The organism is Halomonas sp. SSL-5 (assembly GCF_030708455.1).
Taxonomy (GTDB): domain Bacteria; phylum Pseudomonadota; class Gammaproteobacteria; order Pseudomonadales; family Halomonadaceae; genus Halomonas.
The window spans coordinates 16153-30833 of sequence record NZ_JAUYWF010000017.1 but is presented as its reverse complement, the minus strand read 5'-3'; the positions used below and the strand labels follow the sequence as shown (position 1 = coordinate 30833).

The following is a 14681-nucleotide window of genomic DNA, read 5'->3' as shown; positions in this document are numbered from 1 at the left end:
AAGCGGCCAAGCGGCCAAGCGGCCAAGCGGCCAAGCGGCCAAGCGGCCAAGCGGCCAAGCGGCCAAGCGGCCAAGCGAAGCTTAGGTCCAGGTGGCCAGTCGCAAGAACCCCCACCCGGCGGTCAGCCCGGTGGGGGTTCGCGTTTCTGCCTCGCCAGCTGCCGCCCACCACAGAACAGCTTGGCGGCTCGGCGCTTGCAGCTCGGCGCTTACTTCTCGACGAACGCCCGCTCGATCACGTAGTCGCCGGGCTCGCCCATGCGCGGCGAGATCTTGAAGCCCAGCTCGTCGAGCAGTTCGCTGGTGCTCTCCAGCATCGCCGGGCTGCCGCAGATCATGGCGCGATCCTGCTTGGGATCCAGCGCCGGCAGGCCGGTATCCTCGGCGAGCTTGCCGTTGCGGATATGATCGGTCAGGCGACCCATGGTGTGGAACTCCTCGCGGGTCACCGTGGGGTAGTAGACCAGCTTCTCGCTGATCTCCTCGCCCAGGTACTCGTGGGCCGGCAGTTCCTGCTGGATGAAGTCGGCATAGGCCAGCTCGCTGACGTTGCGCACGCCGTGGATCAGCACCACCTTCTCGAAGCGCTCGTAGACTTCGGGGTCCTGGATCAGGCTCATGAACGGGGCCAGGCCGGTGCCGGTGGAGAGCAGGTAGAGGTTGCGCCCCGGCAGCAGGTCGTCGGTGACCAGGGTGCCGGTGGGCTTGCGGCTGACCATGATCTGGTCGCCCACCTGGAGGTGCTGGAGGCGCGAGGTGAGGGGGCCATCGGGCACCTTGATGCTGAAGAACTCCAGATGGTCCTCGTAGTTGGGGCTGGCGATGGAGTAGGCGCGCATCAGCGGCTTGCCGTTCACCTCCAGGCCGATCATCACGAACTGACCGTTCTTGAAGCGCAGGCTACGCTCGCGGGTGGTACGGAAGCTGAACAGGGTGTCATTCCAGTGGTGGACGCTGAGCACCTCTTCCAGGGCGAACTTGCTCATGCCGGCTCCTCTATGCGGTTGAAGGGTTTATATGCCTAAAAAGAATAAAAGCGGTATCAAGATTTACATTGAATTCTAAGCCAGGAGGCGTTATCTGTTAAATGGATTGTATGGATAACCTTTATCCATGGCCTTGATATAGATCATCGGAGAGCCCCCCATGCGCTTCACCCTGCGCCAGCTGGAAGTCTTCGTGGCGGTGGCCCAGCACGAGAGCGTGTCGCGGGCGGCGCGCGCCCTGGCGCTCTCCCAGTCCGCCGCCAGCAGCGCACTGGCCGAGCTGGAGAAGCAGTTCGACTGCCAGTTGCTGGACCGCCACGGCAAGCGGCTGCGCCTCAACGCCCTGGGCTTCCAGCTGCTGCCCAAGGCGGTGGCACTGCTCGACCGTGCCGAGGAAGTGGAGGAGCTGCTCCACGGCCAGCAGGGCATCGGCGTGCTCGACGTAGGCGCCACCCTGACCATCGGCAACTACCTGGCCACCCTGCTGATCAGCGACTTCATGCAGCGCTACCCCGGCAGCCGGGTACGCCTGGCGGTGCGCAATACCCGTGCCATCGTGGAGAGCGTGCGCCATCATCGCCTCGACCTGGGGCTGATCGAGGGGCAGTGCGAGGAGGAGGACGTGGTCACCCAGCCCTGGGTGGAGGACGAGCTAGTGGTGTTCTGCTCGCCGCGCCACCCCCTCGCCGGGGCCGGCGAGGTGGAGCTCAAACGGCTGCTGCGCGAGGCGTGGATCATGCGCGAGGAGGGCTCCGGCACACGCCTGACCCTGGAGCAGGCGGCGCGTCACCGCCGCGGGCGTTTCAACGTGCTGCTGGAGCTGGAGCACACCGAGGGCATCAAGCGCGCGGTGGAGTCGGGACTGGGGATCGGCTGCGTCTCCCGGCTCGCCCTGCGCGACGCCTTCCGCCGCGGCAGCCTGGTGCCCATCGCCACCCCGGAACTGGACCTGAGCCGCCAGTTCACCTTCATCTGGCACCGCCACAAGTACCTGGCCACCGGCATGCGCGAGTTCCTCAAGCTGTGCCGGCAGATGACCGAGGGCGTGACCCGCAGCGACCAGATCGACCTGCCGCCGGTGCCCTGAGGCGATGCCGCCCCTCCCAACGGCACCGGGCCCGGCATTGCCGGGCCCGAGAGAAGCTTGAAAAGGGTCGTGCGGGGTCAGCGCATATCGCTGACCGCTTCCTGGATGCCGTCGAGGCTCGCCTTGGTGAGGTCCTTGGTCAGCGAGTGGATCACCAGCTTCGCGGTGGGGCCATCGAGCTTGTCGCGCAGCTGGCCGAGGAAACGGGCCGGCGCCACCAGGATCAGCTTCCCCATGCTGTTGTCGATGCGCGCCCGATAGAGGCGATCGGCCACCTCCTTGGCGAACACCTGCTCCTCATGGGTGCGTGCCGTGCTCTCGCCACCGGAGGAGCGTGCACTGTTCGAGGTCGACTCATGCACGTCGGAGCCGCGATCCGTCACCAGGTCCCCCTCGTGCAGCCGACTCGCCGAATGCAGCAGGCTATCCTGTTCGACCAGCTTGAGCGCGTCACGGGTGAAGATCCTCGCCCGCGCCGCATCCGCCACCACGATATAGGTTGTCATAGCCACTCCTCGATACCGGTGGGACAGCGACCGGCGACCGCCGACCGCTTCTGAATCAACCATGGCAAGCGCCTTGACGCGGGTCAACCCGCTACCGACGGCGATCGGCGACAACTGCAGAGAAGCTTGATCTGGGGTAGCATCCCAGCTGGCCGGCAGGGATGTCGGCGCGTCTCATCACCACGATGTGCCCCCGGGAGGACCCCGATGCGTCAATTACTGTTTCCCCGCCGCCCGCTGTCACGCGGCACCCTGCTCACCTGCCACCTGCTGCTGCAGCTCGGCCTCGCGGCTGGCGCGGCGTTATGGCTCGCCCCGCGCACGCCGTGGCTGGCGGCCTCCACCTGGCAGGCTGCCTGGCCCGACCTGGCGCTGGGCGGCGGCCTGTGGCTGCTGGCGGCCATGCTGCTGCGCCTGATGGCCGAGCTGTGGCTGCTGCCCCACCATCTGGCCGGTCAATTGGGCGCCGGGCCGGTGATCACCCGCTCCTGGGAGCGCCGCCCGGCGGTGCATGACCCCCAGGCCGCCTGGACCAGCGAGGCTCGCCCCCTGTCCACCGAGGGTGAGGCGGTAGGCAGCGCGCGGGTGACCCGACCCGCCGAGCCACTGCGCTCCCGGAGCGGCCGCGAGCCCTCCCTGGACCTCACCGGCGTCTCCCATGCCGAACCGGCGGCCGGAGAGCCACGCCTATAGCAGGATGCGGCGCAGGCCGGCCAGCAGCAGCACGGCGGAGCCGGCGCCGAGGCCATTGGCCAGGATATCGGCCCAGTCGCCGCCGCTGCGCCCCGGCACCGGCATCTGGGCGAACTCGACCATGCCGCCGTAGCCTGCCGCCAGCAGGAAGGCCAGCGGCAGGCGGACGCCGGCCAGGCCGATCAGGCCGGCGAGGCCGGCATAGCCGACGAAGTGGCTGAGCTTGTCCCAGGGCAGCCGGCTGGGCATCTCAGCGCCCGGTGTCAGGCTGCCCAGGGCGATGACCAGGGCCGCCGCCACGGCCAGCGCCGCCCACAGGCGGCGCCGGTCGTGCAGGCGTTGCAGCCAAGCGAGCCCCAGCCATTCAGCCATGGGCGATATTGCGGTGATAGGCCGGGCTCAGGTCGTGCAGCGCCTCCATGAAGGCGGTGACGCGTTCCGGGTCGGTGAACTGGCTGATGCCGTGACCCAGGTTGAAGACGTGGCCGGGCCCCGCACCATAGCTCTCCAGGATGCGCGCCACTTCGGCGCGGATCGCCGGCGGGCGGGCGAACAGCACGTTGGGGTCGAGGTTGCCCTGCAGGGCCACCTTGTGGCCAACCCGGGCACGGGCGTTGGAGAGCTCGGTGCTCCAATCCAGGCCCACGGCGTCGGAGCCGGCCAGGGCGATGTCCTCGAGCCACTGCCCACCGTTCTTGGTGAACAGGATCACCGGCACACGGCGGCCTTCGTGCTCGCGGATCAGGCCGGCGACGATCTGCTCCATGTAGCGCAGCGAGAACTCCAGATAGGCCGGCGTGGAGAGCGCCCCGCCCCAGGTATCGAAGATCTGCACCGCCTGGGCGCCGGCGCGGATCTGGGCGTTGAGGTAGTCGGTGACCGCCGTGGCCAGGGTATCGAGCAGGTCATGCATCACGCTGGGCGTGTCGTAGAGCATGGTCTTGATATGCCGGAAGTCCTTGCTGGAGCTGCCCTCGACCATGTAGGTGGCCAGCGTCCAGGGGCTGCCCGAGAAGCCGATCAGCGGCACGCGCCCGTTGAGTTCCCGGCGGATGGTGGAGACCGCCCGCATCACGTAGTCGAGATCACGCTCGGCATCGGGGGCGCTCAGCGCCGCCACCGCCTCGGCCGTGCGCACCGGCTTGCGGAACTTGGGCCCCTCGCCGGTCTCGAAGTAGAGCCCCAGGCCCATGGCATCGGGAATGGTGAGGATATCCGAGAACAGGATCGCCGCATCCAGCGGATAGCGCTCCAGGGGCTGCAGGGTAACCTCGCAGGCCAGGTCCTGGTTGCGGCACAGGTCCATGAAGTTGCCGGCCACGGCGCGGGTGGCACGATATTCCGGCAGGTAGCGGCCGGCCTGGCGCATCATCCATACCGGGGTACGGTCCACCGGCTGACGCGCCAGGGCGCGCAGAAAGCGATCGTTCTTGAGTTCCATGCAGGCGGTCATCCACGGGAAATGTGCCCGGCATTGTACCCGATGCTTGCGCCCCGGTCGTGAGCCTCGCCGGCCTTCCTGATAGAATACCGCCCACTCCTGCGGCGCCGCCCGCGGCCTGATACCGAGGTAACCCGTGACGATTCGCTTTATCGCCGCCTCCCGTCTGCCCACCCCCTGGGCCACCTTTACCATGCACGGCTTCGAGGACGAGGCCACCGGCAAGGACCATATCGCCCTGACCCTGGGTGACGTGGCCGATGGCGAGCCGGTGCTGGGTCGGGTGCACTCGGAGTGCCTGACCGGCGATGCGCTCTTTTCGATGCGCTGCGACTGCGGCTACCAGCTGCAGGAGGCACTCAAGCGCATCGCCGAGGAGGGCCGCGGTGTGCTGCTCTACCTGCGCCAGGAGGGTCGCGGCATCGGGCTGCTCAACAAGATCCGCGCCTACCACCTCCAGGACCAGGGCGCCGATACCGTGGAGGCCAACGAGCGGCTGGGCTTCGCCGCGGACCTGCGCCGCTACGATCTCTGCGTGCCGATGCTCGAGCATCTGGGCATCGCCGCGCTGCGGCTGATGACCAACAATCCGCGCAAGGTCGACGCCCTGACCCAGGCCGGCGTCAACGTCGTGGAACGCATGCCGCTCACCACCGGTCTCAATCCTCACAATGAGCACTATCTTTCTACCAAGGCCGGCAAGCTCGGTCACATGATGGTGCTGGGCGATTTCACCCAGGCCGACGACGTGGATATCGAACGCAAGCCCTGAGAACGGGAGCCTCTCCCCGCGATCGGGGCGACTCCTGCACAGGGAGGAGGCCCGATGACCCCCCCATCCCGCGCCAGCGATGCCCCCTTCAGCGTCGCCGAGGAGTGGCTGCACAGCATCAGTCACGGGGTCGGCGCGCTGCTGAGCCTGGCCGGGGTCACGGTGCTGCTGGTGATGGCCAGCCTGGCCCCCCAGCTTGACCCCTGGAAGCTGGCCGGCCTCGGCCTCTACGGCACCAGCCTGGTACTGCTCTACACCGCCTCGACGCTCTACCACGGCGTGCGCGACTCGCGCCTCAAGCGGCTGTTCCAGCTGCTGGATCACTGCGCGATCTATCTCCTGATCGCCGGCACCTACACGCCCTTCCTGCTGGTCAACCTGCGCGGCCCCACCGGCTGGACGCTATTCGTCACCGTCTGGGGCCTGGCGCTGGGGGGCATCGCCTGCAAGCTGGCCTGGCCACACCGCTTCGCGGCGCTGCGCGTCGGCATCTACCTGCTGATGGGCTGGCTGATCCTGTTCGCGGGTAGCGAGATGGTCGCGCGGCTGTCATCCGCCGGGCTCACCCTGCTGGTGGCCGGCGGCCTGACCTATACCCTCGGCGTGCTCTTCTATGCCGTGCGCGCGATTCCCTTCAACCACGTCATCTGGCACCTGTTCGTGCTCGGCGGCAGCATCTTCCACTACTTCGCCGTCTACACCGCGGTGCTGCCCTTCGCGGCCTGAGCGCGGGGCGCGACGGTTGACGGCAGCGTCAGGCGGCGCGGGCCTTGCGGATGCGCTCGTAGGCGTTGCCGATCTCGCTGGTGCGCTCCCGGGCGACCTCGCGCATGCTCTCGGGCAGGCCCTTGGCGGCCAGCTTGTCGGGGTGGTTCTGGCTCATCAGACGCCGATAGGCGCGCTTGACCTCGGCATCGCTGGCCTCTTCCTCGACCCCCAGCACCCGGTAGGCATCGGCCAGGGTGAGCCCCCCGGAGGCACCACCCGCGACCTGCTCGGCGCCGCCGTGCAGCATGGCCTCGACCTGGGCGACCTCCGCCTCGGAGCAGCCCAGGCCACGCACCACGCGCATCAGCATCTCCCGTTCGGCGGGATGCAGCCGGCCGTCGGCGGCGATCGCCGCCAGCTGCACCTGCAGGAACACCTGGCGCAGCGCCGGCTGATGCGCCGTAATATGACGAATCTTGGCCAGTTCGGCGTCCAGGTCGAAGTCCGCCGCCTTGCCGCGGTTGAAATCGGCCCGGGCCCGGGCGCGCTGGGCCTCGTTCAGGCGCAGGCGATCCCACAGGATGCGCGAGGCCTCCAGTTCATCCTCGCTGACCCGGCCATCCGCCTTGCACAGGCAGCCCATGACCGCGAAGGTCGATTCGAGGAACTGGACGCGGGACGCGGCCAGCTTGCCCAGCATGCTGCGGCGCAGGCGCTTGACGAGCCAGTAACCGAGTCCGCCACCGACGAGCCCGCCCACCGGCCCACCGATCATGAAGCCCAGGCCGGCACCGATCAGGACGACGATCCACATCAGCGAGTCTCCTCTTTTGCGACGGCGGCATCAGCGGCCGCCAGGCGGCGGTGGATGGCCGCCTCGATGCCATCCACGTCCAGCCCGCACTCGGCCAGCAGCTCGGCGGGCTTGCCGTGCTCGACGAAGGCGTCGGGCAGACCCAGGTTGAGCACCGCCACCCGCACGCCCTCGGCGGCCAGCAGCTCGTTGACCGCACTGCCGGCACCGCCAGCCATCACATTCTCCTCCAGGGTCACCAGCAGGTCATGGTCGGCCGCCGCGGACAACACCGCCTCGCGGTCCAGGGGCTTCACCGAGCGCATGTTGAGGTGGCTGGCATCGAGCCTCCCAGCCACCTCGACGGCCGGGGTGTTGAGGCTGCCGAAGGCCAGCAGGGCGATGCGCCGCCCCGCCTCGGCGCCGCTCTCGCGGCGCACCTGCGCCTGCCCGATGGGGGCCGGTTCCAGGTGGGCGGGGATCTCGGTGCCGGGCCCGGTGCCCCGCGGATAGCGCACCGCGGCGGGGCCGGGGTGGTGATAGGCGGCGCTCAGCATGGCGCGGCATTCCGCCTCGTCGGCCGGCGCCAGCACCACCATGCCGGGCACGCAGCGCAGGAAGGAGAGGTCCAGGCTGCCGTGGTGAGTGGGACCGTCCTCGCCCACCAGGCCGGCGCGGTCGATAGCGAAGGTGACGTCCAGGTCCTGCACCGCCACGTCGTGGATCAGCTGGTCGTAGCCGCGCTGCAGGAAGGTGGAGTAGATCGCCACCACCGGCTTCATGTCCTCGCAGGCCATGCCCGCCGCCAGGGTCACCGCATGCTGCTCGGCGATGGCCACGTCGAAGTAGCGCTGCGGATACTCCCGGGAGAAGCGCACCAGGTCGGAGCCCTCGCGCATGGCCGGGGTGATGCCGATCAGCCGCGCATCGGTGGCGGCCATGTCACACAGCCAGTCGCCGAAGACATTGCAGTACTTCTTCTTCGGGGCGGCGGGCTTCTTCACCGGCGGGGCGGTGGGCTTGAGCGGCGGCGGCGTATCGCCGTTCTTCTCCAGCTCATTCTTTTCCAGCTTCGTGATCGCGTGGTAACCGATGGGATCGGCCTCGGCGGGCAGGAAGCCCTTGCCCTTGCAGGTCTTGACGTGGAGGAACTGGGGCCCTTCCAGGTCGCGCATGTTGCGCAGGGTCTGCACCAGCAGCGGCAGGTCGTGACCGTCGATGGGACCGATATAGTTGAAGCCCATCTCCTCGAACAGCGTGGCCGGGCTGACCATGCCCTTCATGTGCTCCTCGGTACGCCGCGCCAGCTCCAGCGCCCCGGGCAGGTGCGAGAGCACCTTCTTGCCACCCTCGCGCATGGTGGTATAGGGCTTGCTGGTCAGGATGCGCGCCAGGTAGCTGGCCATGCCGCCGACATTCTCCGAGATCGACATCTCGTTGTCGTTGAGCACCACCAGCAGGTTGGCATCGACGTGGCCGGCATGGGCCAGGGCCTCGAAGGCCATCCCCGCGGTCAGGGCGCCGTCGCCGATCACCGCGCACACCCGCCGCTGCTCGCCACGGGTACGGGCGGCCAGTGCCATGCCCAGCGCCGCCGAGATCGAGGTGCTGGAGTGGCCCACGCCGAAGGTGTCGTACTCCGACTCAGCACGCCGCGGAAAGGCCGCCAGCCCGCCATGGTGGCGGATATTGGGCATCGCCTCGCGGCGCCCGGTGAGGATCTTGTGGGGGTAGGCCTGATGACCGACGTCCCATACCAGGCGGTCGAAGGGGGTCTCCAGCGCCTGGTGCAGGGCCACGGTGAGCTCCACGACGCCGAGGCCGGCTCCGAAGTGCCCCCCGGAGACCCCCACGCTGTAGAGCAGGTAGGCACGCAGCTCGTCGGCCACCTGCGCCAGCTGCGCGGTGGACATGGCGCGCAGCGCCGCCGGGGTGTCCAGGGTGTCGAGCAGCGGCGTGGCCGGACGCTCGACGGGAATGTCATCGAACAGCTTCATGTAGGCATCTGTCGTGTCAGTGGTCACGCTCGATCATGTATCGGGCCAGCGCCGCCAGCGGCCGGGCCGACTCGCCCAGCGGCGCCAGGGCGGCGACGGCCTCCTCGACCAGACTCGCCGCCCGGGTGCGGGCCCCCTCGAGACCCAGCAGGGTCGGGTAGGTGGGCTTGTCACGGGCGGCGTCGGCCCCCGAGGCCTTGCCCAGGATGGCGGTGTCACCGATCACATCGAGTACGTCGTCGTGGATCTGGAAGGCCAGGCCGATGGCCCGGGCGTAGGCGTCCAGGGCGGCCAGGCGCGGGTCGTGCTCGGCCACCGCGGTCAATCCGCCCAGGCGCACCGCGGCGCGAATCAGCGCCCCGGTCTTGTGCGCATGCATGGTGGCCAGGGCCGCCACATCGGGGTGGCCGCCCACGGCATCGAGATCCAGCGCCTGGCCTGCCACCATGCCGTCGCGTCCGGCCGCCTCGGCCAGGTTGGCGATCTTCGCCGCCAGGCGGGGGTGCCGGGAGCGGGCAATCACCTCGAAGGCCAGCGACTGCAGCGCATCGCCGGCGAGGATCGCCGTGGCCTCGTCATAGGCGCGATGCACGGTGGGCTGGCCACGGCGCAGGTCGTCGTCGTCCATGGCCGGCAGGTCGTCGTGGACCAGCGAATAGGCGTGGACCAGCTCGATGGCCATGGCCGGGGCGTCGAGGGCGGCGTCCTCGGCCCCCAGGGCGCGGCCGGAGGCGTACACCAGCAGCGGGCGCAGCCGCTTGCCGCCCACCAGCACCCCGTGACGCATGGCCGCCTCGAGGCGCGGGGCGGGAGCGGCGCGCTCGACGAACAGCGCCTCCAGCCGGGCATCCACCCGGGCACGATCCGCGGCCAGCACGGCCGTCAGGGTCTCAGCGTTCACCGTCGTCCTCCGACGGTGGCACGAAGGGCTCGAGCTCGATGCCGCCCTGGGTGCCCTCGGTCAGGGTGCGCACCTTGAGCTCCGCCGCATCGAGGCGGCGCTGGGCATCACGAGTCAGCCGCACCCCCTCCTCGAAGGCGGCCAGCGAGTCCTCCAGCGACAGCTCGCCGGACTCCAGCCGCGCCACTAGACCCTCGAGCCGCTCGACGGTGGCGGCGAAGTCCCCGGACGCGGCATCATCGGCCTGTGGCTCGCGGGACCGCTCGTTGCGCTCTGCCATGCTGCTCCTTACCGCCCCAGATCGTCAGAAATAGTCTCAAAGACATCATGCAAAGGGCACAGTATACACGCTCCCCCCCGGGGGGCGTCTGCCCCGCCGCCTGCCGGCCGACGCGACGCCCTGAACTTGCATCTGGCTCATATGAGCAGCGCAGCATTTTCATCCTGGCTCATTTTCCGCTGTGATAAGATGGTGGCCTCACCAGTTTCTGACACTGCATGCGGCTCGCGCCGGAAGGGGTTGATTCGACCATGGCAAAGACGTCCCTGGACAAGAGCAAGATCAAGATCCTGCTGCTCGAGGGCATCCACCAGACCGCGGTGGACAATCTTCGCAACGCCGGGTACTCGAACATCGAGCACCTGCCCACCTCGCTGGATGAAGCCGCGCTGATCGAGAAGATTCGCGACGTCCACTTCATCGGCATCCGCTCGCGGACCCAGCTCAACGAGCGGGTGTTCGCCGCCGCCGAGAAGCTGGTGGCCGTGGGCTGTTTCTGCATCGGCACCAACCAGGTCGACCTCGACGCCGCCCTGGTCCGCGGCATCCCGGTGTTCAACGCGCCCTACTCCAATACCCGCTCGGTGGCCGAGCTGGTGCTGGCCGAAGCCATCATGCTGCTGCGCGGCATCCCCGAGAAGAATGCCCGCGCCCACCAGGGCGGCTGGCTGAAGAGCGCCAAGAACTCCCACGAGGCCCGCAGCAAGACCCTAGGAATCGTCGGCTACGGCAGCATCGGCTCGCAACTCTCGGTGCTCGCCGAGTCGCTGGGCTTCGACGTCATCTATTATGACGTGATCGCCAAGCTGGGCATGGGTAACGCCCGCCAGGTCGGCAGCCTCGACGAGCTGCTGGGGAAGGCCGACGTGGTCAGCCTCCACGTCCCCGACCTGCCGTCGACACGCTGGATGATCGGCGCCGAGCAGATCGCGAGCATGAAGCCGGGGGCCATCCTGATCAACGCCTCCCGCGGCAGCGTGGTGGTGATCGAGCCCCTGGCCGAGGCGATCCGCGAGGGACGCCTCAACGGCGCCGCGGTGGACGTCTTCCCGGTGGAGCCCAAGGGCAACGACGAGGAGTTCGAGAGCCCGCTGCGCGGCCTGGACAACGTCATCCTGACCCCGCACATCGGCGGCTCCACCCTGGAGGCCCAGGAGAACATCGGCATCGAGGTCTCCGAGAAGCTGGCGACCTACTCCGACAACGGCACCACCGTCACCTCGGTCAACTTCCCCGAGGTCGCCCTGCCGGCACACCCGGACAAGCACCGCCTGCTGCATATCCACGACAACGTGCCTGGTGTGCTCTCCGAGATCAACCGGGTACTCTCCGAGAACGGCATCAACATCGCCGGCCAGTACCTGCAGACCAACGAGAAGGTCGGCTACGTGGTGATCGACGTCGACAAGGCCTACGGCCCCCAGGCGCTGGACGCCCTGCGCCAGGTGGCACACACCCTCAAGGTGCGAGTGCTCTACTCCGACGGCGGCCAGGACGCCTGATCCCGCCACCCCGCTGCAGTAATCACAGCCGCCGCGTCTCTCCGACGCGGCGGCTTGCGTTCGGGAGCCGGCAGGGCGAGCTCCCCCTTGGTCGCAGTGCGCGGGGGAGGCCTGGCGCGCTAGGCTGTCACATCAACGAGACAGGGCCTGAACAACAACGAGGAGACCTCGATGAGCGAGACGACCCCACCGGTTAAGCGCCTTGACGAGGGCGGCGTGACCACCCTGACCCTCAACCGCGCGGCCAGCTTCAACGCCCTCTCCGAGGAGATGCTCGAGGCGCTGGGCGCCGAGCTCGAGCGCCTGGCGGACGACGGCAGCGTGCGCTGCGTGGTGATCGCCGCCGAGGGGCGCGCCTTCTGTGCCGGCCACGACCTCAAGCAGATGCGCGCCCACGACGACGACCGCGACTACTTCCAGGAACTCTTCGCCCGCTGCGGACGGGTCATGCAGGCCATCGTCGAGCTGCCGGTGCCGGTGATCGCCCGCATCCAGGGCATCGCCACCGCCGCCGGCTGCCAGCTGGTGGCCAGCTGCGACCTGGCGGTAGCGGCGCGCTCGGCGCGCTTCGCCGTCTCCGGCATCAACGCCGGGCTGTTCTGCTCCACCCCGGCGGTGGCACTGTCGCGCAACGTGGCCCGCAAGCGCGCCATGGAGATGCTCTTCACGGGAGAGTTCATCGATGCCGACACCGCCCGGGACTGGGGGCTGGTCAACCGGGTGGCCGACGACGAGGCCCTCGACGCGGCGGTGGCCGAGCTCGCCGCCAGCATCTGCGCCAAGAGCGCGGTGGCGGTGCGTACCGGCAAGGCGATGTTCCAACGCCAACTGCGCATGCCCCTGGACGAAGCCTACGCCTTCGCCGGCGAGGTGATGGCGGGCAACATGCTGGCCGAGGACGTCGCCGAGGGGATCGATGCCTTCATCGAGAAGCGCCGCCCCGTATGGAAAGACCGTTGAGGGGGAAGGACCGCTGAGCACGGCAAGCGCTGCGCAAACGGGTTAATGGAAGCGATTTCCGCAGACGCGACAGGCGCGCCCCGACAGGGTATCCTGTGCCGGCGAAGCCAAGGCATAAGGAGTCACCGGGTGAGTGAAGTCAAGCGCAGGACGGCGGGACGCCCCGCGGGATCAGGCAAGGCCAGCGGTGGCCACAGCCAGTCGCTGGTGCGCGGCCTCAACCTGCTGGAGCGTCTCGCCGGACACCCCGGCGGCCTGGCCCTCTCCGAGCTCGCCGAGCAGGCCGACCTGGCCCCCTCGACGACCCACCGCCTGCTGCAGGCGCTGCAGAGCCAGGGCTTCGTCACCCAGGACGGCGAGCTCGGCGTCTGGAAGATCGACGTCAAGACCTTCCGCATCGGCAACAGCTTCCTCGAGGCCCGCGACTTCGTGGGCACCAGCCGCCCCTTCCTGCGCCGCCTCACCGCCGCGACCGGCGAGACCGCCAATCTCGGCATCCGCGACGACGGCACCGCGGTGTTCCTGGCCCAGAGCGAGTCGCCGCAGATGATGCGCATGATCACCCGACTCGGCTCCCGGGCCCCGCTGCACGCCTCGGGCGTGGGCAAGGCGCTGATGGCATGGCTCCCCGACGACGAGCTGGAACGCATCCTCGCCGAGCAGGGCCTCGCACGAGTCACCGAGAACACCCTGCACACCCCCGAGTCGCTGCGCGCGGGGCTCGCCGAGATCCGCCGCCAGGGCTTCGCCTGCGACCGCGAGGAGCACGCCATCGGCTTGCACTGCGTGGCCGCCTGCCTCCACGACGAGCACGGCACTCCGCTGGCCGCCATCTCGGTCTCCGGCCCGGTGGCACGCATCCCCGAGGCGCGCCTGCTGGAGCTGGGCGCCCTGGTACGCGACACCGCCGCCGAGATCACCGCCCGGCTGGGGGGCACTGTTCCCGGGCACGCCTGGAAACCTGATTCAAAATAGTTACATGATGCCGACAAATCGGTATCATGAAGCGGTGCGCTCGCCCTAGCCGGCGCGCCCCACACTCCACTGCCTCTGGCCATCTCGGAACCGCTATTACCCATGCCCCAGGCCATCGAATGCGTCAATGCCCTCGTCGATGAGTTCCAGCAGCGCCGCCCGATACGCGCCGGTTCGCTGATCATCACCCTCTACGGCGATGCCATCGTGCCCCGCGGCGGCACCGTCTGGCTGGGCAGCATCTCGAAGCTGGTGGAGCCGATCGGCATCAACGAGCGGCTGGTGCGCACCTCGGTCTATCGCCTGACCCGGGAAACCTGGCTGCAGGGCGAGAAGGTCGGGCGGCGAAGCTACTACAGCCTCAGCGGCCCAGGCAGGCGCCGCTTCGAGCAGGCCTTCAAGCGCGTCTACCACGGCACCCAGCCCCCCTGGTCGGGCCAGTGGACCCTGGTGTTGCTCAGCCAGCTGGAGGTCTTGCGCCGACAGAAGGTCCGGGAAGAGCTGGAGTGGCTCGGGTTCGGGCACTTCGCCAACGGGCTGCTCGCCCATCCCACCCTGAGCCGCAGGGAGACGCTTGCCGTCCTGCAGGAGCTGGACGCCGCGGAGGAGGCCATCGTCATGCGCACCGAGGCCCTGGAACCCCTGGCCAGCCGGCCGCTGCGCCTGCAGGTCCGCGAGAGCTGGAACCTCGACGAGCTGGCCGGGCACTATCAACGCTTCCTGACACTGTTTCGCCCCCTGTGGAAGGCTCTCAACGAGGAGAACCACCTCGACGAGGAGGCCTGCTTCATCGCTCGCACCCTGCTGATCCACGAGTACCGGCGTGTCCAGCTGCGCGACCCGCAGCTCCCCGACGAACTGCTCCCCACCGCCTGGGAGGGCCGCAACGCCCACCAGCTCTGCCGCAACATCTACCGCATGATCCACCATCGCGCCGAAAACTGGCTGGATCGCCACCTGGAGACCGCCGAGGGGCCCCTGCCCGCTCCCGGTCCCAGCTTCTACCGGCGCTTCGGCGGGCTGGAGCAGTAACGGCCAGCCACACGCAAGCGCCCCCTGCCGATGGCAGGGGGCGCTTGC

General features: G+C 68.8%; 16 protein-coding genes. 8 read left to right on the top strand and 8 right to left on the bottom strand.

The features are described from left to right. Positions 1-209: 209 nt before the first annotated feature. Positions 210-986 (bottom strand): ferredoxin--NADP reductase, encoded by a 777-nt coding sequence (locus RAN53_RS16165; protein WP_305797829.1) that lies wholly within the window; start codon positions 984-986, stop codon positions 210-212. 160 nt (positions 987-1146) lie between these two features. Between RAN53_RS16165 and RAN53_RS16160 the strand changes: the two genes are divergently transcribed. After that, complete coding sequence (locus RAN53_RS16160) at positions 1147-2073, top strand: LysR family transcriptional regulator (protein ID WP_305797828.1); 927 nt, start codon at positions 1147-1149, stop codon at positions 2071-2073. A gap of 77 nt (positions 2074-2150) precedes the next feature. Here the strand turns inward: RAN53_RS16160 and RAN53_RS16155 are convergent, their stop codons facing one another. Then, positions 2151-2579, bottom strand: coding sequence for a host attachment protein (locus RAN53_RS16155; RefSeq protein WP_305797827.1), 429 nt, complete (start codon positions 2577-2579; stop codon positions 2151-2153). Positions 2580-2786: 207 nt separating this feature from the next. Here RAN53_RS16155 and RAN53_RS16150 point away from each other — a divergent pair, with 207 nt between their 5' ends. Further along, complete coding sequence (locus RAN53_RS16150) at positions 2787-3272, top strand: hypothetical protein (protein WP_305797826.1); 486 nt, start codon at positions 2787-2789, stop codon at positions 3270-3272. On the opposite strand, the gene RAN53_RS16145 is transcribed toward RAN53_RS16150, so the two are convergent. Together RAN53_RS16145 and hemE are read right to left on the bottom strand one after the other, a co-directional pair. Beyond that, complete coding sequence (locus RAN53_RS16145; protein WP_305797825.1) at positions 3267-3644, bottom strand: VanZ family protein; 378 nt, start codon at positions 3642-3644, stop codon at positions 3267-3269. The genes RAN53_RS16150 and RAN53_RS16145 overlap by 6 nt on opposite strands. Then, the gene (hemE, locus tag RAN53_RS16140; RefSeq protein ID WP_305797824.1) at positions 3637-4713 is read right to left on the bottom strand and encodes a uroporphyrinogen decarboxylase; all 1077 of its coding nucleotides are present in this window, start codon (positions 4711-4713) and stop codon (positions 3637-3639) included. The genes RAN53_RS16145 and hemE overlap by 8 nt, the downstream gene beginning before the upstream one ends. A 136-nt stretch (positions 4714-4849) precedes the next feature. On the opposite strand from hemE, the gene ribA reads away from it, so the two are divergent. Further along, the gene (ribA, locus tag RAN53_RS16135) at positions 4850-5485 is read left to right on the top strand and encodes a GTP cyclohydrolase II (RefSeq protein WP_305797823.1); all 636 of its coding nucleotides are present in this window, start codon (positions 4850-4852) and stop codon (positions 5483-5485) included. A 54-nt stretch (positions 5486-5539) separates the two neighbouring features. Continuing rightward, on the top strand, positions 5540-6211 hold the full coding sequence (gene trhA, locus RAN53_RS16130; RefSeq protein ID WP_305797822.1) for a PAQR family membrane homeostasis protein TrhA: 672 nt from the start codon (positions 5540-5542) through the stop codon (positions 6209-6211). A gap of 28 nt (positions 6212-6239) precedes the next feature. Here trhA and djlA read toward each other — a convergent pair whose 3' ends face one another. From djlA to xseB, 4 genes are read right to left on the bottom strand one after another with little or no spacing between them, the layout of a single operon-like run. Then, the gene (gene djlA / locus RAN53_RS16125; protein ID WP_305797821.1) at positions 6240-7007 is read right to left on the bottom strand and encodes a co-chaperone DjlA; all 768 of its coding nucleotides are present in this window, start codon (positions 7005-7007) and stop codon (positions 6240-6242) included. Next, complete coding sequence (gene dxs / locus RAN53_RS16120) at positions 7007-8983, bottom strand: 1-deoxy-D-xylulose-5-phosphate synthase (RefSeq protein ID WP_305797820.1); 1977 nt, start codon at positions 8981-8983, stop codon at positions 7007-7009. The genes djlA and dxs overlap by 1 nt, the downstream gene beginning before the upstream one ends. A gap of 16 nt (positions 8984-8999) precedes the next feature. Beyond that, a complete protein-coding gene (locus RAN53_RS16115) occupies positions 9000-9884 on the bottom strand; it encodes a farnesyl diphosphate synthase (protein ID WP_305797819.1) in 885 nt (294 codons plus the stop codon). Further along, a complete protein-coding gene (gene xseB, locus RAN53_RS16110) occupies positions 9874-10164 on the bottom strand; it encodes an exodeoxyribonuclease VII small subunit (protein ID WP_305797818.1) in 291 nt (96 codons plus the stop codon). Before xseB ends, RAN53_RS16115 begins: the two co-directional genes overlap by 11 nt. Before the next feature lie 251 nt (positions 10165-10415). Between xseB and serA the strand changes: the two genes are divergently transcribed. The 4 genes from serA (at position 10416) to paaX (ending at position 14633) form a co-directional block, all read left to right on the top strand. After that, a complete protein-coding gene (serA, locus tag RAN53_RS16105) occupies positions 10416-11666 on the top strand; it encodes a phosphoglycerate dehydrogenase (RefSeq protein ID WP_305797817.1) in 1251 nt (416 codons plus the stop codon). Positions 11667-11837: 171 nt separating this feature from the next. After that, positions 11838-12626, top strand: coding sequence for an enoyl-CoA hydratase (locus RAN53_RS16100; RefSeq protein WP_305797816.1), 789 nt, complete (start codon positions 11838-11840; stop codon positions 12624-12626). Positions 12627-12755: 129 nt separating this feature from the next. Next, entirely contained in the window at positions 12756-13601 is an 846-nt protein-coding gene (locus RAN53_RS16095; RefSeq protein ID WP_305797815.1) for an IclR family transcriptional regulator, read from the top strand. A 102-nt stretch (positions 13602-13703) separates the two neighbouring features. After that, complete coding sequence (paaX, locus tag RAN53_RS16090) at positions 13704-14633, top strand: phenylacetic acid degradation operon negative regulatory protein PaaX (RefSeq protein WP_305797814.1); 930 nt, start codon at positions 13704-13706, stop codon at positions 14631-14633. The last annotated feature ends 48 nt before the right edge of the window (positions 14634-14681 follow it).

Excerpts from the sequence above, each read along its gene's own strand:
- RAN53_RS16165 (WP_305797829.1), bottom strand. The coding sequence starts at position 986 with ATGAGCAAGTTCGCCCTGGAAGAGGTGCTCAGCGTCCACCACTGGAAT.
- RAN53_RS16160 (WP_305797828.1), top strand. The coding sequence starts at position 1,147 with ATGCGCTTCACCCTGCGCCAGCTGGAAGTCTTCGTGGCGGTGGCCCAG.
- RAN53_RS16155 (WP_305797827.1), bottom strand. The coding sequence starts at position 2,579 with ATGACAACCTATATCGTGGTGGCGGATGCGGCGCGGGCGAGGATCTTC.
- RAN53_RS16150 (WP_305797826.1), top strand. The coding sequence starts at position 2,787 with ATGCGTCAATTACTGTTTCCCCGCCGCCCGCTGTCACGCGGCACCCTG.
- RAN53_RS16145 (WP_305797825.1), bottom strand. The coding sequence starts at position 3,644 with ATGGCTGAATGGCTGGGGCTCGCTTGGCTGCAACGCCTGCACGACCGG.
- hemE (WP_305797824.1), bottom strand. The coding sequence starts at position 4,713 with ATGGAACTCAAGAACGATCGCTTTCTGCGCGCCCTGGCGCGTCAGCCG.
- trhA (WP_305797822.1), top strand. The coding sequence starts at position 5,540 with ATGACCCCCCCATCCCGCGCCAGCGATGCCCCCTTCAGCGTCGCCGAG.
- djlA (WP_305797821.1), bottom strand. The coding sequence starts at position 7,007 with ATGTGGATCGTCGTCCTGATCGGTGCCGGCCTGGGCTTCATGATCGGT.
- dxs (WP_305797820.1), bottom strand. The coding sequence starts at position 8,983 with ATGAAGCTGTTCGATGACATTCCCGTCGAGCGTCCGGCCACGCCGCTG.
- xseB (WP_305797818.1), bottom strand. The coding sequence starts at position 10,164 with ATGGCAGAGCGCAACGAGCGGTCCCGCGAGCCACAGGCCGATGATGCC.
- serA (WP_305797817.1), top strand. The coding sequence starts at position 10,416 with ATGGCAAAGACGTCCCTGGACAAGAGCAAGATCAAGATCCTGCTGCTC.
- RAN53_RS16100 (WP_305797816.1), top strand. The coding sequence starts at position 11,838 with ATGAGCGAGACGACCCCACCGGTTAAGCGCCTTGACGAGGGCGGCGTG.
- paaX (WP_305797814.1), top strand. The coding sequence starts at position 13,704 with ATGCCCCAGGCCATCGAATGCGTCAATGCCCTCGTCGATGAGTTCCAG.